The sequence below is a fragment of the Kribbella speibonae genome (assembly GCF_004331375.1).
Taxonomy (GTDB): Bacteria; Actinomycetota; Actinomycetes; order Propionibacteriales; family Kribbellaceae; genus Kribbella; species Kribbella sindirgiensis.
This window is the reverse complement of record NZ_SJKC01000002.1, coordinates 1,367,352-1,387,386: the sequence shown is the minus strand read 5'-3', so window position 1 is coordinate 1,387,386 and position 20,035 is coordinate 1,367,352. Positions and strand designations below refer to the sequence as shown.

Genomic DNA, 20,035 nt, shown 5'->3' with positions numbered 1-20,035 from the left:
CCGGTGCCGGTGGCTCAGAGCGACTCCGGGCGTGATCTCGTGATGCCCGGATCCGGTGGCGAGCCATCGGATCATTCGGCGTTCTGTGACCGTTAGTTGCTGGGGGCAACGCCGGGAATCCCTTGTCTGCAAGGGATTGAGGCGCTTCGGTCACCGTCCGGTATCGACCCGGGCAGGAAGTCTTCCACTCCGCGGGGGTTGTGTGTCATCCTCCGGGATAGCGAAACCCGAGATCCTATCGGATATCGGTTCCACTCCAGCGCGTGAGGGAAAGGATGCGGAGTGAGCGCAACCTTCGAGGTGAAACCGGCCCGCGGGCAGCAGCCGGCAGCGGCGCCGCCGGCGGCATCGACCGACCGGAGACCACCGCGAACGACTCGCCGGACCCAGGCCGCGCGCAGTCTGCGGCGGCACTGGCAGCTCTACCTGCTGGTCGTCGTACCGCTCGCGTACTTCGTGATCTTCAAGTACATCCCGATCGCGAACGCGGTGATCGCGTTCAAGAACTACAGCCCGATCAAGGGCCCGTGGGGCAGTGACTGGGTCGGCTTCCGCAACTTCGAACTGTTCTTCCAGAACCCGGTGTTCTGGACCCTGGTGAAGAACACGTTCCTGCTGTCGGTCTACACGGTGCTCGCGAGTTTCCCGATCCCGATCATCCTGGCGATCGCGCTGAACGAGATCCGCAACGGCCGCTTCAAGAAGACCGTGCAACTGGTCACGTACGCGCCGTACTTCATCTCCACCGTGGTCGTGGTCTCGATGACGATCCTGGTGCTGTCGCCGCGGCTCGGGTTCGTGAACGACGCGATCGGGCTGTTCGGCGTACCGTCGATCGACTTCCTCGGCAGGCCGGACTACTTCCGGCACATCTACGTGTGGTCGGACGTGTGGCAGACCACCGGGTACTCCGCGGTGATCTACCTGGCCGCGTTGTCCGGGATCGACCCGGCGTTGCACGAGTCGGCGCGGATCGACGGCGCCAGCCGGCTGCAGCGGATCCGGCACGTCGACCTGCCGGGCATCATGCCGACCGCGGTGATCATCCTGGTGCTCGGCGTCGGCAACATCATGTCGATCGGGTTCGAGAAGGCGTTCCTGCTGCAGAACCCGCTGAACACCGCGCAGTCGGAGATCATCGCCACCTACGTCTACAAGACCGGTCTGCTGAACGCCGACTTCAGCATGGCGACCGCCATCGGGCTCTTCAACTCGGTGATCAACCTGTTCCTGCTGCTCGGCGTGAACTTCGCCGCCAAGCGCATCACCGGAAACGGACTCTGGTCATGAGCATCACACTGCAAGGCTTCCGGCGTACGACGGGACAACGGTCGGAGCGCACCACGATCGAGGAGACGCGGACCGACAAGATCTTCCTGCTCGGCGTGAAGATCATGCTCTGGATCGCCCTGATCCTGGTCGCGCTACCGCTGATCTACATCGTCGCGAACTCGTTCAGCAGCCCGTCGGCGGTGAGCGCCGGCCGGGTGTTGCTGTGGCCGATCGAGCCTTCGCTCAAGGCCTACCGGGAAGCGTTCAGCGATCCGCTGATCATGAAGGGCTACCTGAACTCGTTCATCTACGCGATCGGCGGGACCTTCATCAGCGTCACGCTGACGATCGCGATCGCGTACCCGTTGTCCCGCCGGACGTTCTTCGGCCGGAACGTGATCATGAGCGTGCTGATCTTCACCATGCTGTTCTCCGGCGGCCTGATCCCGACGTACCTGGTGGTCCAGGACCTCGGGCTGCTGAACACCCGCTGGGCGATGGTGATCCCGAGTGCGATCGGGGTCTGGCAGGTGATCATCGCGCGGACGTTCTTCCGCAGCACGATCCCGGACGAGCTGTACGAGGCGGCCACCATCGACGGCGCCAGCGACCTGCGGTTCCTGTGGTCGGTCGTGCTGCCGCTGTCCAAGCCGGTGATCGCCGTGATCGCGCTGATGTACGCGATCTTCCAGTGGAACAGCTACTTCGACGCGCTCATCTACCTCAAGGACCCCGGCCTGTACCCGCTGCAGATCGTGCTGCGGAACGTGCTGATCCTGAACCAGTACGGCGGCGCGGGCGCGCAGAACCTCGCGCAGCAACTCGAGCAGCAACAGCTGGCCAACGTCCTCAAGTACGCGCTCATCGTCATCTCGAGCCTGCCCGTACTCCTCATCTACCCATTCGTCGCCCGCCACTTCACCAAGGGCGTGATGGTCGGCGCGGTCAAGGGCTGAAACGCCCACTTCAGAAGGGAACAAGAAATGCGCTCATCCGTGAGCAAGGTCGTCGCGCTCGGCATCGCCGGCGCGCTCGCCCTGGCGGCGTGCAGCTCGGACAAGTCGGGCAAGGGGGCCGCGAACGAGACCAGCGCCGACGGCAAGGTCGTCCTCGACGTCTTCGCACCGGCCGACCCTTCCAACGGCACCAACCTGGACACCAACGCGGTCACCAAGGTGGTCAGCGACAAGTTCAAGATCCAGTTCCGCTGGCAGACCACGACGTTCGACGCCGGTGCGGCCAAGGAGAAGCGCCAGATCGCGCTGGCCAGTGGCGACTACCCGGACCTGTTCCTGCTGATTCCGTGGGTCGACGGCTTCAGCCAGGCCGAGGTACTGAAACTCGGTCAGCAGGGCGTCGCGCAGCCGCTGGAGAACCTGATCAAGGACAACGCGCCGAACATCCAGAAGGCGTTGGACTCCAACAAGACGTTCAAGGAAATGGTGACGGCGCCGGACGGGCACATCTACGCCCTGTCGCAGTGGTCGGACTGCTTCCACTGCACGTACCCGGACAAGCTGTGGATCAACAGCACCTGGCTGAAGAAGCTCGGTCTGCAGGTGCCGAAGACGACCGACGACCTGCGCAAGGTGCTCGAGGCGTTCAAGACCAAGGACCCGAACGGCAACGGCAAGGCCGACGAGATCCCGATGACCACCGACGTCCAGGACAGCAGCCTGATCGCGTACCTGATGAACGCGTTCGCCTACGACCCGGTCGGCGCGAACAACGGCGTCCGGTCGCTGCTCACCCTGAACGGCGACAAGGTCACCACGCCGGTGACGTCGGACCAGTGGAAGGAAGGCCTGAAGTACATTCGCGGCCTCTACAAGGACGGCCTGATCGACCAGGCGGCGTTCACCCAGAACGCGCAGGCGCTGCAGGCGCAGGGCAACAACCCGAAGGCCGTCGTACTGGGCTCGGTGCCGGTGCTCTGGCCCGGGATCTTCGTCCAGCTGGACTCCAAGGACGGGCGGGACAAGCAGTACGACGCCGTACCGCCGCTGACCGGCCCCGAGGGCAAGAACTACACCGGGTACAACTACCCGAGCTCGACCGGGTACACGTTCATGCTGACCAACAAGGCCAGCAAGGAGGCCCAGGTCGCGGCCATCAAGATGCTCGACTGGATCTACAGCGACGAGGGCCGTGAGGTCTCGCTGATGGGCCCGGAGAACGTCGGCTGGCGCAAGCCGAAGGCGGGAGAGATCGGGCTCGAGGGGCAGCCGGCGTGGTACCGGTTCTCCGGCGACAAGCAGCCGAAGAACCTCTCGTGGGACGCGATGGCGCAGTACAACATCACGCTCGCCTTCAGGAACTCGCAGGTCGTGCCGAAGGACATCTACTCCGGCGACGGTCTGGAGCGGCGGCTGTTCGAGGCCACGAAGCAGTACGAGGGTCACGAGGACAAGGCACAGTGGTTCCCCTCGACCTCGGTCTGGCCGGACCCGAGCCTGAGCAGTGAGCTCGCCACGCTGCAGACCAACCTGAACACGTACGTGAACCAGAACCAGCTGGCCTTCATCACCGGTTCGAAGAACATCGACACCGAGTGGGACGCGTACGTGAAGGGGCTCGAGAGCACCGGCATGCCGCGGTACCTGGAGATCAACCAGCAGGCCTACGACAAGTACAAGAGCGGAAGCAAGTAATTGTCCCACCTCCTGTGGTTCCACGCCCCCGCGGCGGACTGGTTCGAGGCGTTGCCGCTCGGCAACGGGCACCTCGGCGCGAAGGTGTACGGCGGGGTCGCCGACGAGCGGATCGCGCTCAACCTCGACGACGTCTGGTCCGGTGACGGTCCGCGCTCGCTCGAGGTCGCGGACGGGCCGGCGGTGCTGGCCGACGTACGCCGGTCGTTGCTGGAGGACGGTGATCAGCTGGCGGCCACCGAACGGACCCGTTCTCTGCAAGGGCCTCTGGTGGAGTCGTACCAGCCGCTCGCCGACCTGGTGATCCGGTCGGGCGGTACGGCGACGGCGTATCGGCGCACGCTCGACCTGAGTACCGGCGTTGTGGGCGTGGACTACACGGTGGACGGCACCCGGTTCCGGCGTGAGACCTTCGTGTCCGCGCCGGACCAGGTGCTGGCCTGGACGATCACGGCCGATCGGCCCGCGGCCGTTTCGTTGGGACTCTGCTTGGAGAGTCTGCATCCGGTCTCGGTGGAAGTTGCCGAGGGCACCTACGGTGTGGTCGGGCGGGCGCCGTCGGACCTGACGATCGAGTACCGGGACCGGCCGGATCCGATCCGGTACGAGGAAGGGCGCGGCATCGGGTTCGGTGTCGCGCTGCGCGTTGTCGCTCAGGGCGGTGACGTCACGACGTCGCCTGCCGGGGTCGCGGTGCGCGGGGCCGATCAGCTGACGGTGCTGGTAGCGGCCGCCAGCACGTTCGCCGGGTGGAAGGTCCCGCCGGGCCGCGACCTCTCCGCCGCGTTCGCGAAGGCGACGGCCACCCTGGATGCGGTCGACGTGGACAAGCTTCGTGCGCGGCACGTCGAGGATCATGCTTCTCTGTACGACCGGGCGTCGCTGGAGCTGGGACCGGCCGTGAATCTGCCGACCGACGAGCGGGTACGCGCGGTCGCTGCCGGGGGCAACGATCCGGATCTGGTCGCGCTGGCCTTCAATCTCGGCCGGTACCTGTTGATCGCGTCCTCCCGCCCTGGGACGCAGGCGGCCAACCTGCAGGGCATCTGGAACCAGGACCGGCGCCCGATGTGGGCCAGCGACTGGACCAACAACATCAACACCCAGATGAACTACTGGCTCGCCGACCTGACCGGGCTGAGCGAGTGCTTCGACCCGCTCACCGACCTGCTCGAAGGTCTGGCCGCGTCGGGGGCCGAGACGGCCCGGATCCTGTACGACGCACCGGGCTGGGTGTCGCACCACAACGCGGACATCTGGCGCGCGACCTGGCCCGTCGGCGACGGCGGCGACGATCCGGTGTGGTCGATGTGCGCGACCTGCGGGGTGTGGCTGACGGCGCATCTCATGGAGCACTACCGGTTCGGTTTGGACGCGGACTTCCTGCGGGAGCGGGCGTATCCGGTGATCGCGGGCGCTGCGGAGTTCGTTCTCGCGATGCTCGTGGACGATGGTGAGCAGTTGCAGTTCATCCCGTCGACGGCGCCGGAGCATCATTTCGTCCTGCCCTCCGGCGAGAAGGCATCGGTCGACCTCACGTCGACGTACGACATCTGGCTGATCCGCGAGCTGTTCGCGAACCTGATCGAGGCGGAGGGCGTGCTGGGGTTGAGTTCGTCGCTGGCTGAGCGGGCCGCGGCTGCTCGCGACCGGTTGCCTGCGATCCGAGTGACGCCGGACGGGCGGCTGCACGAGTGGCCGACGGACTGGCAACCGTCGGAGCCGCAGCATCGTCACCAGTCGCACCTCTACGGCCTGTATCCAGGCGCCGAGATCGATCCTCTGCGTACGCCGGAATGGGCCGCGGCCGCTCGTACTTCGCTGGAACTGCGGACCGACGGCGCGGTGAACGGAGGCTGGACCGCTGCGTGGCTGGTGGCGTTGTGGGCCCGGCTGTTCGAGCCGTCCCGCGCGGTCGCGGCGATCCAGGACTACCTGAGCCGGCTCGTGTCCGACAACCTCATGCACCGTGACGGCGACATCTTCCAGATCGACGCCAACCTCGGCATGACCGGCTGCATCGCGGAACTCCTGCTCCAAAGCCACACCGACGTCATCCGCATCCTCCCCGCCCTGCCACCCGAGTGGCCCGACGGCTCCTTCCACGGCCTACGCGCCCGCGGCGGCCTCACCTTCGACATCACCTGGCGCAACAGCACCCTCACCCAAGCCGCCGTACACGCAACCCACCCCGGCACCCACCAAATAGCCCTACCCACCGAGACCCGAACCATCACCCTCACCCCCGGCCAATACCTCCACCTCGTCACCCCCACATAGCCACCACCCGCCCCGCGCAGCCACCACCCGCCCCACGCAGGACGCCACCCGCCCCGCCCCACCTTGTGCATCGGATCCGTGCGCCGCGCGCCCCGCCGTACGGATCCGATGCACAAAGTCGCCCCGGAACGCCCGGCGAGGTGCTCTTTGAGCGCGGGTCAACCGTTTGGGGCGGGTCGGGATGGTTGATGGGGGCTCAAGGTGGGGCTGGTTAGGGCAGCCTAAGTTGGGTTGTTGTAGGGTCAGCGGTTGTGAAGAAGCTGAGTGCGGTTGTGGTTGTCGCGGCGTTGCTGGTGCTGGCCGGGTGCGGCGGCGGGGACACCAAGAGCGCGGACGCCGGCGTCGGTGACAAGGAAGTGGCGACCGGCGGGCGGCTGTTCAAGACGGCCGACGAGGAGACCGCGAAACTCGGCTCGGATGCCGCGCCGGGAGCGTTCCCGCGGACGGTGAAGCACGCGCTCGGCTCGACCGAGATCCCGGCCAAGCCGTCGCGGGTCGTCGTACTGGACAGCGGCGAGCTGGACGACGTCCTGGCGCTGGGCATCACCCCGGTCGGGATGGCGACGACGGCGGGGCAGAGCGGCGTACCGTCGTACCTCGCCGACAAGGCGCAGGGGATCAAGACCGTCGGCGGGATCAGCGAGCTGAACCTCGAGGCGATCGCCGCGCTGAAGCCGGACCTGATCCTGGGCAGCAAGCTGCGGGCCAACGACCTGTACGAGAAGCTCAGCGCGATCGCGCCGACGGTGTTCAGCATCCGGCCCGGGTTCCCGTGGAAGGAGAACTTCCTGCTGGTCGCGGACTCGGTCGGCGCGGAGGACCAGGCGACCTCGATCCTGAACGACTACCAGAAGCGCGCCGACGAGGTGAAGTCGAAGGTGGAGGGTACGCCGACGATCTCGCTGGTCCGGTTCCGTCCGGGGCAGATCCGGCTGTACGGCAACCTGTCGTTCATCGGCGTCATCCTGAAGGACGTCGGCCTGCCGCGCCCGAAGATCCAGGACGTGCAGGACCTCGCCGTCGAGGTCTCCCAGGAGAACATCGGCCAGGCCGCCGGCGACTGGATCTTCTACTCCAGCTACGGCAAGCCCGACAGCACCGACGAGACGAAGGTTGTCAACGGCAACCTCTGGAAGTCCCTCCCCGCCGTCAAGGCCGGCAAGTCCGCCCGCGTCGACGACGAGGTCTGGTTCCTCGGCCTCGGCCCCATCGGCGCCATGGACGTCCTCACCGACCTCGAAAAGCTCCTCGCCCCCAAGGGTTAGGACCTAGTTCTTCACCTGGTAGTGCAGGTGGACGACGCCGCCGGCGAAGCGGTGCTCGTCCACCAGCTCCAGAGCGAGCTGTAGGTGGTGGGGGAGTGCCCGTTTGCCGCCGCCGACGATGACCGGGTTGAGGAACAGGTGGATCTCGTCGACCAGGGCGGACTCGAGGGCCTGGGCGGCCAGTTCGGCGCCGCCGACGCTGATGTCGGCGGCGGACGACTCTTTGAGGAGCTGTACGGCGTCGGCGTCGAAGCTGCGCCAGATGCGTGTTTTCGCACTGGTCACCGCCTGCAGCGTCCGCGAGTACACGACCTTCTCGGCCGACCGCCAGATGGCCGCGTAGTCCCGGGTCGCCGGCGACTGATCGGTCGCGGTCTCCCAGTAGCGCATCGTCTCGTACATCCGGCGCCCGTACAGGTACGTGCCGATCGGGCGCTCCAGCGCGTTGACGAAGGTGTGCACCTCCTCGTCCGGCGCCGCCCAGTCGAAGTTGCCGTCGGCATCCTCGACGTACCCGTCCAGCGACGTGATCGCCGCATAGATCAGCTTCGCCATCTCACCCCTCCAAGCGGCCCCGGTTGGTGACCGGTACGTGTGGCGCGTGCTGGGCGACGGCGGTGGCGAGTTCGTCGTACGGGAGGGTTCGGCCGAGGATCTCGTGGGTGCCGGGCCAGGGGCAGGACGGGCCCCAGGCCTTGGCACTGCGGGGGAGTGCGTCCTCGTCGACGAGCATGACGACGAGCCGCGGCTCCCAGGTCTCTTCGCTGTCCTGGAGTTCGAGCCGGCAGACCCCGCGGACCTGCGCCCACGGGATCGTTCGCGGCTGCTCACCGCCCAGGTAGATGCCGGTGTCGTCGACGGTGAGCAGTACGTCGGCATCGTCCTCCTCGCGGCGTTCCTCGTACGCCGTGATCGCACCGACGACCAGCAGGATCGGCAGCCCGACCGCGAAGATCAGCGGCGTACCGCCCCAGGCCAGCCACACGGCCTCGAGCGGTTCCCGGATCGAGGCGCCCCGGATCGCCTGCACCACGACGATCGTGAGCGTCAGGACGACCATCAGCGCGAAGACCGCGGTACCGAGCGCGAGCGCGGTCTTCGTCGTACCGAGCCCGTGGCGCTTGACGACGAACGGCTCGGTGATCTGGGCTGACGCCATACGGGCATTGTGCGATGCGGTCACCCGAAGGCACCAGAGCTCTCATGGTTTCCTCATCATTCCGGTGCGGGGCGATCGTCCGTACGGATGAAATCGCCGTACCTGACCGTGCACGGACTTTGGTCCGGCCCGGACGTCCGCAACAATCGCTGCATGCCGGACCGCCAAACAGCTGTCGCCACTCGCAAACCGCCGCCGCCGCGCACCAGCGCCCGGCGGAGGAAGAATGGTGGCATGTGGCGACGTGGACGGGTGATCGCGGTGCTGGCGATCCTGTCGGCGCTGCCGCTGCTGTTCCACCGTTACGTTCCGAACTCGTTCGGCAACCTGGGCAGCCTGCTCGACACCTTCCTGCCCTGGGTGGGCGTCGCGGTGCCGGTCCTCGGCCTCGCCGCTCTGGTACGCCGGTCCGCGACGGCCGGTGTCGCGCTGCTGGTCCCCGCACTCGTGTGGGTCCTGATGTTCGGCAACCTGCTCGTCCCGGGCAAGGGCGGCGGGGGAGCGTACGACCTGCGCGTGCTGACGCACAACGTCGACGCCGCCAACCCGGACCCGGAGAAGACCGCGCAGGACCTGATCGCGGCCGACGCGGACGTGATGGCGCTCGAGGAGCTCACCTCGTCGGACCTGAAGATCTACAAGGCCGCTTTCGCCAAGCTGTACCCGTACCAGGTGTCCCGCGACACGGTCGCCCTCTGGTCGAAGTACCCGGTCGTCGAGACCAAGTCCGTCGACGTCGGCTTCAAGTGGACCCGGGCGCTGCGCGCGGAGGTCAGCACGCCGGAGGGCAAGGTCGCCGTGTACGTCGCGCACCTCGCCTCGGTCCGCGTCGGCACCAGCGGCTTCACGTCGGACCAGCGCAACGACACGATCAAGGCGCTCGGCCGGCAGATCGCCGACGAGAAGCTCGCGGGCGTGATCGTGATGGGCGACTTCAACGGGACGGCGAACGATCGCAGTCTCGCCCCGCTGACGGCCGGCCTCCGCTCGGCGCAGGGCGCGGCCGGTACCGGCTTCGGGTTCACCTGGCCGTCGAAGTTCCCGATGGCGCGCATCGACCACATCCTGGTGCGCGGCGTCACCCCGACCAAGGCCTGGGTGATGAGCTCGACCGGCAGCGACCACCGCCCCGTCGTGGCCGAGCTACGAATCTGACGCGATCCCTTTGCGGTAGGCGTACCGCACCGCCTCCGCGCGATGCCGGGCGCCGATCTTGGCGAACGTGTTGTTGATGTGCGTCTTCACGGTCGCCTCGCTGATGAACAGCCGGCCCGCGATCTCCGGGTTGCTGAGTCCTTGCGCGATCAACCGCAGTACCTCGGTCTCCCGGGCCGTCAGCCCGTCGCTGCTCTGGTCGGTCGGTGTGAGCCCCGCGATCAAACGCTTCGAGACCTCGGCGTCGAACGTGGACTGCCCGGCCGCGGTCGATCGCAGCGCGGCGCCGATCTCGGCACGCCCGGCGTCCTTGGTGAGATAGCCGCGGGCCCCGGCGCGGAGGGCACTCGCGATCGAGGCGTCGTCGGCGTACGTCGTCAGCACCAGTACGGCGACATCCGGGAAGTCGGCCGTGATCCGCGCGGTCGCCTGCGTCCCGTCGAGGACCGGCATCCGCAGGTCCATCAGCACCACGTCTACGTTGCCCCGGGCAACCAGGTCGACGGCTTCGACACCGTTCGCGGCCGCGCCGATGACGTCGACGCCGGCGATCAGCCCGAGCAGGGCGACCAGTCCTTCCCGCACGACCTGCTGGTCGTCCGCCACGACCACCCGGATTGCGTCAGTCAACCTCCGCCACCACCAACCAGTCGTCCCCGTCCGCACCTGCCGTCAGCGTCCCACCGACCAGCGCCAGCCGCTCCCGCATCCCTGCCAACCCGAACCCCTCGCCGCTCGTGACCCCTTTGGTTCGCACCGACAGCCGCACGCCGTCCTCGTAGACAAGCCTCATGTCAACAATCTGACCAGGCGCATGCTTCGCCGCGTTCGTCAGCGCTTCACGCGCCGCGCCGAGCAGTGCAACCGTGACGCCTGACTCCAGCCGCTGCCGGCCGGTGACAGTCAGCCGTACGGCGGTGCCATGGTCCGCCTCGTGCTGCTCTGCGAGCGCAGCCAACGCGGCAGGGAGCTCAGGCACCTCATCCGCCCGCAGCGCGGCTACAGCATCACGGGCCTCGGTCAGCCCCTGTACGGCGAGCCGGCGCGAGCGACGTACCCGCTCCAGCGCACCGGCCGTGTCACCACGCTCTTCCAGCAGTGCCTCGGCTACCTCGAGCTGAACGCTCAGTGCGCCCAGCGAATGCGCCAGTACGTCGTGCAGGTCCCGAGCGATCCGCCCGCGCTCCTCCAGCGTGGCCGCGCGGGCCTGCTCGCTCTGCGCCAGGCGGGTCTGCTCCAGTAGCTGCTCGGTCTGCCGCGCCTGCACCTCGTACTGGCGCCGGTTCAACCCGAAGGCGGTCAGTGCGGCGGTCCAGAGCAGCTGGGAGAAGTACCAGGTGTCCGGCTGCCCGAACCACCAGGCCGACCCCGCGTACGCGGCCGCGACACCGATGCCGACAGCAATGATCGGCCGGTTGCCGCGACGGCCGAAGTCGATCACCGCGATGTCGGTGATCGCAACCAGCACCAGGACCAGGGCGTTCGACTGCGGGTAGCCGGCGATCAGCGCGTTGCTGACCGCGACGGTGGCCAGCAGTGCGAGCGAGACGTAAGGACGAGCCGTCATCAGCACCGAGCCGACGACGAAGGCGGCGAAGGTGACAAGGAGCACCACCCAGACCCACGCGGCCGCGGGCCGTGCGGTGGCCAGAACGGCGACCGCGACCCCCGTGGTGAGCACCCGGCCGACCCAGCCGCTCTCGCCGTGCGGACGGGGCGGCAGCAGCGCCTTCAGCTTCACTGGTGGGTGTACTCCTCGGCCATCTGGCTCGCCTTGCTCTGGATGATCAGCGACTGAGTCAACAGGTTCGCACCCATCGAGACCATCAGCGCGCCGCCGCCGGCGACCGAGGCGCCGAGCAGGTGGCCGAGTCCCGCGAGCCCGAGCCGGACGACCAGGTAGGCCACCATGATGCCGAGCCCGGGCATCCCGAGCCGGAAGAACACCTTCCCGGCGCGCCGCTCGACCTGCGCGACCCGTCCGGAGCCGACACCGGCCACGAGCGCGAGTACGGCGCCGACCACGAGCAGTACGACGTCGACGGCGCCGAGGCCGGTGTGCCGGTCGTACAGCTGGTAGACGCCGACGCCCATCAGCACGAGCGGGCCGCGCCACACGTCGGTGTCGGAGTTCTCCAGCTCGGACCAGGACAGCCGCCGGGCGAGGACGGCCACCACGACGGCGATCACGACGAGGGCGTTGGGCAAGGTTCCGAAGCTCATGTCACGGACGGTAGGTCTGCCCGGACATTTCTGGGTACCGACCACGGGTGGAGATCCGGGTGGAGAACCGGCCGGGTCGCCGCGCTGTTTGGTTGAAAGTAGGAGTAACGTTCCTGAGCGGTAACAACACGAGCAGTCACAGCGGTGATCCGGAGGCCCGATGCTTGCCCAACAATCCATCCTCAGACTGGATGCCACGGCGATCGACTACATCATCATCGCCCTCTACTTCGTCTTCGTGCTCGGCATCGGGTACATCGCCAGACGCGCGGTGTCGAGCAGCCTGGACTTCTTCCTGTCCGGACGCTCGCTGCCCGCCTGGGTCACCGGCCTGGCGTTCATCTCGGCCAACCTGGGCGCGATCGAGATCATGGGCATGTCGGCGAACGGCGCGCAGTACGGCATGCCGACCGTGCACTACTTCTGGATCGGCGCGATCCCGGCGATGCTGTTCCTCGGCGTCGTGATGATGCCGTTCTACTACGGCTCCAAGGTCCGCAGCGTGCCGGAGTTCATGCTGCGCCGGTTCGGGAAGCCCGCGCACCTGGTGAACGCGATCAGCTTCGCCCTGGCGCAGGTACTGATCGCGGGCGTGAACCTGTTCCTGCTCGCGACCATCGTGAACGTGCTGCTCGGCTGGCCGATCTGGGTGTCGGTGATCGTCGCCGCCCTGATCGTGCTCAGCTACATCACGCTCGGCGGGCTGTCGGCCGCGATCTACAACGAGGTGCTGCAGTTCTTCGTCATCGTCGCCGCGCTGCTGCCGCTGACCCTGGTCGGCCTGCACAAGGTCGGCGGCTGGCAGGGCCTGGTCGACAAGGTGACCGCGTCGCCGGGCGGCGGCGAGCAGATGTCGGCCTGGCCCGGTAACGCGCTGAGCGGGTTCGGCAACAGCTTCCTGTCGGTGATCGGCATCGTGTTCGGTCTCGGCTTCGTGCTCTCGTTCGGCTACTGGACGACGAACTTCGTCGAGGTGCAGCGGGCGATGGCGTCGAAGAACATGTCGGCGGCCAGGCGGACGCCGATCATCGGCTCGTTCCCGAAGATGTTCGTGCCGTTCATCGTGATCATCCCCGGCATCATCGCCGCGGTGATCGTGCCGGAACTGGCCCAGTTCAAGGCCACCGGCAGCGGCGAGGTCGACTACAACGACGCGATCCTGCTGCTGATGCGCGACCTGCTGCCGAACGGCATGCTCGGCCTCGCGATCACCGGTCTGCTGGCGTCGTTCATGGCCGGTATGGCGGCCAACCTGAGCTCGTTCAACACCGTGATGTCGTACGACATCATCGAGCGCTACGTCATCAAGGACCGGCCGGACGACTTCTACCTGCGCACAGGCCGCTGGGTGACGGTGGCGGGCACGCTGATCGCGATCGGCACGGCCGCGATCGCCTCCGGCTACAGCAACCTGATGGACTACCTGCAGCAGCTGTTCTCGTTCTTCAACGCGCCGCTGTTCGCCACGTTCATCCTCGGTATGTTCTGGAAGCGGATGACCGCCGCGGCCGGCTGGATCGGCCTGGTCAGCGGTACGACGACGGCGATCGTGGTCTTCATCCTGTCCGAGAACGGCGTCATCAACCTGCCCGGTCAGGGCGCCAGCTTCGTCGGCGCCGGTGCGGCGTTCGTGGTCGACATCCTGGTCAGCGTCCTGGTCAGCACGATGACCCGGCCCAAGGAGGACTCCGAGCTGGTCGGCCTGGTGTACTCGTTGACACCGAAGGAACAGCGCACCGAGGTCGCCGTCGCCGGTGACCACGGCTGGTACCGCAAGCCGGTCCTGCTGGCCGGCATCTCGCTGGCGATGACCATCGTCCTGAACATCGTCTTCGGCTGATTGGGAGCTTGTGATGGCGGAGAAGAAGAAGGCCGGGGCGTTCGACATCCGGATCGTGATCGCGACCCTGGTCGGGATCTACGGGGTGGTGCTGACCGTCCTCGGCATCGTCGAGAAGCAGGCCGAGATCGACAAGGCCGCGGGGATCAACATCAACCTCTGGGGCGGCCTCGGGATGCTGGCGTTCACCGCCGTGTTCGTGCTGTGGGCGCGGCTGCGGCCGATCGCCGTACCGGTCGACGAGAAGCCTGCCGACGAGTAGGCATGTCCGTTTGACGAACATCGGCGTCCGGTCGGGTCCTCCCGTCCGGACGCCGGCGTTCGTAGGCTCGAAGTACCCGATCAGGAGGTACTCCGACATGACGATCACAGACGGGCGCCCCGAACTCTCGACGCTCGCGCAGCAGTATGCCGAGAACGGCTTCGTGCTGGTGAAAGGCCTGCTCAGCAAGGAAGAAGCAGCGCACTACCGGCAGCGCAGCCACGACGTGCTGGCCCAGCTGAACCGGACCGACGACCCGACCTGGGGCGCCGCCCGGGACATGACCGAGGCGCCGACGAAACTGCAGCACCTGCACGACGCGCAGTTCTACGACGCCGAGTTCTCGAAGCTCCTGGTGGACCCGCGGTTCACCGACGTGGCCGCCGCGGTGATGGGTGTGGACAACGTGCAACTGCACCACACCAAGCTGTTCGTGAAGCCGCCGGAGAACGGTTCGCCGTTCCCGCTGCACCAGGACTATCCGTTCTTCCCGCACACCTATCACCGGGTCGGGGCGGCGATCTTCCACTTCGACGACGCACCGGTCGAGAAGGGCTGTGTCCGGGTCATTCCGGGCAGCCACAAGGAGGGGCCGCGGGACCACAGCCCAGAGGGGTCGTACCACCTGCTGGAGCCGTCGTTCGACGCGGCGACACCGCAGCCGGCCGAGGCGGGCGACGTACTGTTCTTCACCTACCTGACCGTGCACGGGTCCGGGGTGAACACCAGTGACGAGGCGCGCACCACCTGGCTGGTCCAGTACCGCGACCCGTCCGACCCGCCGACCGTCAAGACGCACGAGTGGTCGCTCGGTCAGGGCATGATGCTGCGGGGAGTCGACCCCACGGGCAGGAGCGCTGTTTGAGCCTCGTATCCGTTGCCGCAGCGGATCGTTTCGTCGACCTCGCCGGACTGCTCGAGTCCTGCGAGGTCGACGGCTTCCGCGCGGACTTCCTCAGCTGGGGCCACTACCGGCCGGAGTACTGGCGCAACTACTGGCACAGCCACTCTTTCCACGAGGTCTGCCTCGCCTACTCCGGCGAGGGCCGCTTCAACAACGGTGCAGTGCAGTACGACGTGGTGCCGGGGTCGGTGTTCCTCGCGCGGCCCGGTGATGTGCACGAGATCGAGTCCTCGCACACGTCGCCCCTCGGCATTGCGTTCTGGGGCTTCACCTTTCGTCCCGGATCCGATGAACGCGGATGGTGGTCCGGGCTGACCCGTGCTGACGGCCCTGTCATGTCCATGAGAAGCGGTGCGTTGCCGGCACTCGTCACAGGCTTGGCTGCCGAGGCGGCTGCGCCGGTGTCCGGGTACACCACCGTGCTGGGCGCACTGGGCGCGACCCTGGTCATGGAAACGGCTCGTGCCTTCGCACTGGATGAGGATCTAGCGGTGGAACCCGTCAGACGGGACCGTGGACCTCTGGTCGTGGAGGCGATGCAGAGGCACCTCCGCGACAACCTGTCCCGGCCCATCACCGTCCGGGATGTGGCAGCCGCCGTACACCTCTCCGAGCGTCACGCCGAGCGCCTCTTCACTCAGCAGACCGGTGCGTCCATCATGTCGACGCTCCGCCGCCTCCGGCTCGAGCTGTCCGCACAGCTCCTCCTGGACCACACCCTGTCCATCACCGAGGTAGCGAGAGCGTGCGGCTACTCCGACGTACGTCCGTTCTCCACTGCCTTCAAACGCAAGTACGGCCGCACCCCCGGCGACCACCGCCGCGCCGGCGGCACAGAGTTCATCTAGAACGAGACCTGTTCCGTGGAGTCGGTACGGAGCACGGACTCCTGCTGGAACTGCTTCTCATAGGCAGAGCGAATCTCTTCGATCTTCTTGCCACTGCCGGCGGCACCGTCCGCCGGGTACAGGATGATGACGAGCTTGGACCGCTCCCGGACGATCTTGCCGTCCGACTTCCACTGCCCGTTGCCGGACAGCACCGTGAGCCCGTCCGGAAACCGCGGCGTCACGGTGTCGTTCACGAACCGACTGAACTGGTACTCCGTCACGTCCGGCCCCGGCCTGTCCGTCCCGAAGAACAACTCGGTCCGTACCCAGGTCTCACCAGCGAGCTTCGGGCCGTCGTCCTGCTGCAGCGCCACCGCAGCGGGAGCGGCCACGGCCGTCATCATCAGCGCGGCTGTGGCGCCGATCTTCCCCAGTTGCTTCATGCGGTTGACGCTAATGACAGAACGCAGGCATCGGCTGGGTTCTGCGGGCAGTCTGCCCGCCCGCTCCGGTGGATCTGCCCCAGCGGACGGTCACAGAAGGTAGTCAAACGAACTCTGGACAGCGGATGACGCCGCTGCTCAAATGCAGGCACATAGTCACGCCGTACCCCTGGAGGGGACACATGAGGAGTCGACTGGGCCGCATCATCGGCATCTGTGCACTGGCTCTCGGACTGGCCGTCACACCGGTTCTGTCCGCCAGCGCCATCACCGGCGGCGAACCCGACGGCAACGCGCACCCCAACGTCGGTCTGATCCTGTTCTACCAACCTGACGGGCGCTTCCGCTGTACGGCGACGCTCGTCTCGCCGACCGTCGTGGTGACCGCGGCGCACTGCACGCTCGGCACGCTCGGCAAGACCCTGGTGACGTTCGACTCGGTGATCGCCGAGCAGCCGCCGTCGCCGTTCCCGGTCGCCGCCGACCCGGCGAAGGGCTACACGCAGGCGGAACTGGAGAAGGCCGGCTACAAGTCCGGTACGGCGTACACGCACCCGAACTACTCCGACTTCACCGACCTGGACAACTGGAACGACGTCGGCGTGATCGTGCTCGACCGGCCGGTCACGAACATCGCTCCGGCGAAGATCGCGCCCGCCAACTACCTCAACGCGTACCAGCAGCCCAAGCTGAACAGCACGATCTTCAGGTCCGTCGGCTACGGCACCGAGGTCCGCAAGGCCGACTCAGGCCCGCAGAAGCCCACCCCGATGTCGTACCCGCTCCTGCGCCGCTGGGCCGACGAGCCGGGCCAGAAGCTCACCCCGCAGATCCTGCAGGTGAACGGCAACGAGCACGACAACCGCGGTACCGGCGGCACCTGCTTCGGTGACTCCGGCGGCCCGACGTTCCACGGCGGTTACCAGGTGACCGTGACCAGTTACGGCTACACACAGAACTGCCGCTACCTCGACGGTCTGCAGCGGATCGACATCAAGGTCGTCCAGGACTGGCTGAAGACGTTCGGCGTCAAGATCGGCTGAACGCTCTGTGTGAGTAACCGGGTGCCGCGACCGTCCCGGACGGTCGCGGCACCCGGTGCTATCCTGCTGCTATGCGAGTGAGCCTGCTCCTTACGTAGCCGTACTGGCAACCAGGCGCAATCTGAAGCGCCGGTCAGTGCGGCACCCCCTCCTGTGTGAGGGGATTTTTTATTTCTGGCAGATTTAGGCTCAACAAGACCAAGAAGCAGGAGTAGGACCGTGACGGAGCAGGTAGAGGACGCCTCGATCGACCGGGGTGGCTACGACTTCAACGCCATGCAGGCCAAGTGGCGTCCGGTGTGGGAGAAGCTGGACCCGTTCAAGGCGAAGGACGACGGCTCGGCGGAGCGTCGCTACGCGCTCACGATGTTCTCCTACCCGTCCGGCGACCTGCACATGGGCCACGCCGAGGTGTTCGCGCTGCACGACGTCCTGGCGCGCTACTGGTTCCAGCAGGGGTACGACGTGCTGAACCCGATCGGCTGGGACTCGTTCGGCCTGCCGGCGGAGAACGCCGCGATCAAGCGCAACGAGCACCCCGCGACGTACACGTACGCCAACATCGAGACGCAGGCCGAGTCGATCCGGCGCTACGCGCTGAGCTTCGACTGGTCGCGCCGGCTGCACACGTCCGACCCGGAGTACTACCGCTGGACGCAGTGGCTGTTCCTGCGGCTGTACGAGCGCGGTCTGGCGTACCGCAAGGCGTCGTACGTCAACTGGTGCCCGAACGACCAGACCGTACTGGCCAACGAGCAGGTGGTCCAGGGACGCTGCGAGCGCTGTGGCTGGGAGGTCACGAAGCGGGAGCTGACCCAGTGGTACTTCAAGACCACTGAGTACGCCCAGCGGCTGCTGGACGACATGGAGCTGCTGCAGTGGCCGGAAGAGATCCTGCTGATGCAGCGCAACTGGATCGGCCGCTCCGAGGGCGCGTTCGCGGACTTCCAGGTCGAGGGCCGCGACGAGCCGATCAAGGTGTTCACCACCCGTCCGGACACGCTGTTCGGCGCGACCTTCATGGTCGTGGCGCCGGACGCGAAGCTGGCGGCGACCCTGGTCACGCCGGACCAGCAGGAGGCGTTCGACACCTATCTGGCGAAGGTCAAGGGCGAGACCGAGATCGAGCGGCTGAGCACCGAGCGCGAGAAGACCGGTGTCTTCCTGGGCTCGTACGCGATCAACCCGGTGACCGGTCAGCGGATCCCGATCTGGGCGGCCGACTACGTGCTGGCCGACTACGGCACCGGCGCGATCATGGCCGTCCCGGGCCAGGACACGCGCGACTGGGAGTTCGCGGAGAAGTTCGACCTGCCGATCGTCCGCACCGTGCAGCCGACCGACGGCTTCGACGGCAAGGCGTTCACCGGTGACGGCCCGGCGATCAACAGCGCGAACGACGAGATCAGCCTGGACGGCCTGGAGGTCGCCGAGGCCAAGTCGCGGATCATCGACTGGCTGGAGAGCAAGAGCCTGGGCGAGCGGACGATCAACTACCGCCTGCGCGACTGGCTGCTGAGCCGCCAGCGGTACTGGGGCTGCCCGATCCCGATCATCCACTGCCCGTCCTGCGGCGAGGTCCCGGTCCCCGACGACCAGCTGCCGATGGAGCTGCCCGACCTGCGCGGCGCCGACCTGCAGCCGAAGGGCGTGTCGCCGCTGGCCGCCGCCCGCGAGTGGGTCGAGGTCGACTGCCCGAAGTGCGGTGGCCGGGCCGAGCGCGACACCGACACGATGGACACGTTCGTCGACTCGTCCTGGTACTTCCTGCGCTACCTGTCGCCGGAGTACACCGACGGTCCGTTCGACCAGGCCACGGCCGAGCGGTGGATGTCGGTGTACCAGTACGTCGGCGGCAAGGAGCACGCCGTACTGCATCTCCTGTACGCGCGGTTCTTCGTCAAGGCGCTGCACGACATGGGCCTGCTGAACGTCGTGGAGCCGTTCACCCGGCTGCTGAACCAGGGCCAGGTCATCAACCAGGGCAAGGCGATGAGCAAGTCCCTGGGCAACGGCGTGAACCTGGGCGACATGATCGACGAGTACGGCGTGGACGCCGTCCGGCTGACCATGGTGTTCGCCGGACCGCCGTCGGACGACATCGACTGGGCCGACATGTCCCCGGGCGGCTCGCTGAAGTTCCTGCAGCGGGCCTGGCGGCTGGCCGGAGCGGTCGAGGCGCCGGTCGGCGCGGACCCCGCGACCGGTGACGCCGAGCTGCGCAAGCTGACCCACCGGACGGTGGCGGACGCGGCCGAGCTGATCGACTCACAGCGGTTCAACGTCATGGTCGCCCGGATCATGGAGCTGGTGAACGCGACCCGGAAGGCGATCGACTCCGGTCCGGGTGCGGCCGACCCGGCGGTGCGCGAGGCAGTCGAGGCGGTGGCGATCGTGCTGAGCCTGGTCGCGCCGTACACGGCCGAGGAGATGTGGGAGGAGCTGGGCCACGAGCCGACCGTCGCCAAGGCCGGCTGGCCGAAGGTCGACCCGGCGCTGCTGGTCCAGGACTCGGTCACCTGCGTGGTGCAGATCGCCGGCAAGGTGAAGGACCGGCTGGAGGTCTCGCCGGACATCTCCGACGCCGACCTGGAGCAGCTGGCGCTGGCCTCCGAGGCGATCCAGAAGGCGCTGGACGGCCGCGGCACCCGCAAGGTGATCGTGCGGGCGCCCAAGCTGGTCAACATCGTCCCGGCCTGATTTCGTCG

General features: G+C 67.2%; 18 protein-coding genes. 12 read left to right on the top strand and 6 right to left on the bottom strand.

Going from position 1 to position 20,035, the window contains the following annotated elements:
* Window positions 1-282 precede the first annotated feature (282 nt).
* The 5 genes from E0H92_RS19795 (at window position 283) to E0H92_RS19775 (ending at window position 7,468) form a co-directional block, all read left to right on the top strand.
* On the top strand, window positions 283-1,290 hold the full coding sequence (locus E0H92_RS19795; RefSeq protein WP_238173494.1) for an ABC transporter permease: 1,008 nt from the start codon (window positions 283-285) through the stop codon (window positions 1,288-1,290).
* Window positions 1,287-2,228 (top strand): carbohydrate ABC transporter permease, encoded by a 942-nt coding sequence (locus E0H92_RS19790; RefSeq protein WP_131497219.1) that lies wholly within the window; start codon window positions 1,287-1,289, stop codon window positions 2,226-2,228. Before E0H92_RS19795 ends, E0H92_RS19790 begins: the two co-directional genes overlap by 4 nt.
* A 27-nt stretch (window positions 2,229-2,255) precedes the next feature.
* Complete coding sequence (locus tag E0H92_RS19785; protein WP_131459214.1) at window positions 2,256-3,923, top strand: type 2 periplasmic-binding domain-containing protein; 1,668 nt, start codon at window positions 2,256-2,258, stop codon at window positions 3,921-3,923.
* Complete coding sequence (locus tag E0H92_RS45520; RefSeq protein ID WP_131497218.1) at window positions 3,924-6,203, top strand: glycoside hydrolase family 95 protein; 2,280 nt, start codon at window positions 3,924-3,926, stop codon at window positions 6,201-6,203.
* A gap of 251 nt (window positions 6,204-6,454) precedes the next feature.
* Window positions 6,455-7,468, top strand: a complete 1,014-nt coding sequence (locus E0H92_RS19775) for an ABC transporter substrate-binding protein (RefSeq protein WP_131497217.1) — start codon at window positions 6,455-6,457, stop codon at window positions 7,466-7,468.
* Window positions 7,469-7,471: 3 nt separating this feature from the next.
* Here E0H92_RS19775 and E0H92_RS19770 read toward each other — a convergent pair whose 3' ends face one another.
* Together E0H92_RS19770 and E0H92_RS19765 are read right to left on the bottom strand one after the other, a co-directional pair.
* Entirely contained in the window at window positions 7,472-8,023 is a 552-nt protein-coding gene (locus tag E0H92_RS19770; protein ID WP_131497216.1) for a dihydrofolate reductase family protein, read from the bottom strand.
* 1 nt (window position 8,024) lies between these two features.
* Complete coding sequence (locus E0H92_RS19765) at window positions 8,025-8,627, bottom strand: hypothetical protein (RefSeq protein WP_131497215.1); 603 nt, start codon at window positions 8,625-8,627, stop codon at window positions 8,025-8,027.
* Window positions 8,628-8,861: 234 nt separating this feature from the next.
* Between E0H92_RS19765 and E0H92_RS19760 the strand changes: the two genes are divergently transcribed.
* On the top strand, window positions 8,862-9,782 hold the full coding sequence (locus tag E0H92_RS19760; protein WP_238173493.1) for an endonuclease/exonuclease/phosphatase family protein: 921 nt from the start codon (window positions 8,862-8,864) through the stop codon (window positions 9,780-9,782).
* On the opposite strand, the gene E0H92_RS19755 is transcribed toward E0H92_RS19760, so the two are convergent.
* The 3 genes from E0H92_RS19755 to E0H92_RS19745 are packed head-to-tail and all read right to left on the bottom strand — an operon-like array spanning window position 9,771 to window position 12,005.
* Window positions 9,771-10,412, bottom strand: a complete 642-nt coding sequence (locus E0H92_RS19755) for a response regulator (RefSeq protein ID WP_131497213.1) — start codon at window positions 10,410-10,412, stop codon at window positions 9,771-9,773. The genes E0H92_RS19760 and E0H92_RS19755 overlap by 12 nt on opposite strands.
* Window positions 10,405-11,523, bottom strand: coding sequence for a sensor histidine kinase (locus E0H92_RS19750; RefSeq protein WP_131497212.1), 1,119 nt, complete (start codon window positions 11,521-11,523; stop codon window positions 10,405-10,407). The genes E0H92_RS19755 and E0H92_RS19750 overlap by 8 nt, the downstream gene beginning before the upstream one ends.
* Window positions 11,520-12,005, bottom strand: a complete 486-nt coding sequence (locus tag E0H92_RS19745) for a hypothetical protein (RefSeq protein ID WP_131497211.1) — start codon at window positions 12,003-12,005, stop codon at window positions 11,520-11,522. The genes E0H92_RS19750 and E0H92_RS19745 overlap by 4 nt, the downstream gene beginning before the upstream one ends.
* 160 nt (window positions 12,006-12,165) lie before the next feature.
* On the opposite strand from E0H92_RS19745, the gene E0H92_RS19740 reads away from it, so the two are divergent.
* From E0H92_RS19740 to E0H92_RS19725, 4 genes are all read left to right on the top strand, one after another.
* Window positions 12,166-13,845, top strand: a complete 1,680-nt coding sequence (locus tag E0H92_RS19740) for a sodium:solute symporter family protein (protein WP_131459205.1) — start codon at window positions 12,166-12,168, stop codon at window positions 13,843-13,845.
* 13 nt (window positions 13,846-13,858) lie between these two features.
* A complete protein-coding gene (locus E0H92_RS19735; protein ID WP_131497210.1) occupies window positions 13,859-14,107 on the top strand; it encodes a hypothetical protein in 249 nt (82 codons plus the stop codon).
* A gap of 97 nt (window positions 14,108-14,204) precedes the next feature.
* Window positions 14,205-14,972, top strand: a complete 768-nt coding sequence (locus E0H92_RS19730) for a phytanoyl-CoA dioxygenase family protein (protein ID WP_131497209.1) — start codon at window positions 14,205-14,207, stop codon at window positions 14,970-14,972.
* A complete protein-coding gene (locus E0H92_RS19725) occupies window positions 14,969-15,859 on the top strand; it encodes a helix-turn-helix domain-containing protein (RefSeq protein WP_131497208.1) in 891 nt (296 codons plus the stop codon). Before E0H92_RS19730 ends, E0H92_RS19725 begins: the two co-directional genes overlap by 4 nt.
* Here E0H92_RS19725 and E0H92_RS19720 read toward each other — a convergent pair.
* Window positions 15,856-16,284 (bottom strand): DUF3574 domain-containing protein, encoded by a 429-nt coding sequence (locus tag E0H92_RS19720; protein ID WP_131497207.1) that lies wholly within the window; start codon window positions 16,282-16,284, stop codon window positions 15,856-15,858. The genes E0H92_RS19725 and E0H92_RS19720 overlap by 4 nt on opposite strands.
* Before the next feature lie 182 nt (window positions 16,285-16,466).
* On the opposite strand from E0H92_RS19720, the gene E0H92_RS19715 reads away from it, so the two are divergent.
* Window positions 16,467-17,327, top strand: coding sequence for a S1 family peptidase (locus tag E0H92_RS19715; protein WP_131497206.1), 861 nt, complete (start codon window positions 16,467-16,469; stop codon window positions 17,325-17,327).
* Window positions 17,328-17,546: 219 nt separating this feature from the next.
* Window positions 17,547-20,027, top strand: a complete 2,481-nt coding sequence (gene leuS / locus E0H92_RS19710) for a leucine--tRNA ligase (protein WP_202873696.1) — start codon at window positions 17,547-17,549, stop codon at window positions 20,025-20,027.
* The last annotated feature ends 8 nt before the right edge of the window (window positions 20,028-20,035 follow it).

Coding starts and splice junctions, on each gene's coding strand:
- E0H92_RS19790 (WP_131497219.1), top strand. CDS start 1,287: ATGAGCATCACACTGCAAGGCTTCCGGCGTACGACGGGACAACGGTCG.
- E0H92_RS19785 (WP_131459214.1), top strand. CDS start 2,256: ATGCGCTCATCCGTGAGCAAGGTCGTCGCGCTCGGCATCGCCGGCGCG.
- E0H92_RS19770 (WP_131497216.1), bottom strand. CDS start 8,023: ATGGCGAAGCTGATCTATGCGGCGATCACGTCGCTGGACGGGTACGTC.
- E0H92_RS19765 (WP_131497215.1), bottom strand. CDS start 8,627: ATGGCGTCAGCCCAGATCACCGAGCCGTTCGTCGTCAAGCGCCACGGG.
- E0H92_RS19760 (WP_238173493.1), top strand. CDS start 8,862: ATGTGGCGACGTGGACGGGTGATCGCGGTGCTGGCGATCCTGTCGGCG.
- E0H92_RS19745 (WP_131497211.1), bottom strand. CDS start 12,005: ATGAGCTTCGGAACCTTGCCCAACGCCCTCGTCGTGATCGCCGTCGTG.
- E0H92_RS19740 (WP_131459205.1), top strand. CDS start 12,166: ATGCTTGCCCAACAATCCATCCTCAGACTGGATGCCACGGCGATCGAC.
- E0H92_RS19735 (WP_131497210.1), top strand. CDS start 13,859: ATGGCGGAGAAGAAGAAGGCCGGGGCGTTCGACATCCGGATCGTGATC.
- E0H92_RS19730 (WP_131497209.1), top strand. CDS start 14,205: ATGACGATCACAGACGGGCGCCCCGAACTCTCGACGCTCGCGCAGCAG.
- E0H92_RS19720 (WP_131497207.1), bottom strand. CDS start 16,284: ATGAAGCAACTGGGGAAGATCGGCGCCACAGCCGCGCTGATGATGACG.
- E0H92_RS19715 (WP_131497206.1), top strand. CDS start 16,467: ATGAGGAGTCGACTGGGCCGCATCATCGGCATCTGTGCACTGGCTCTC.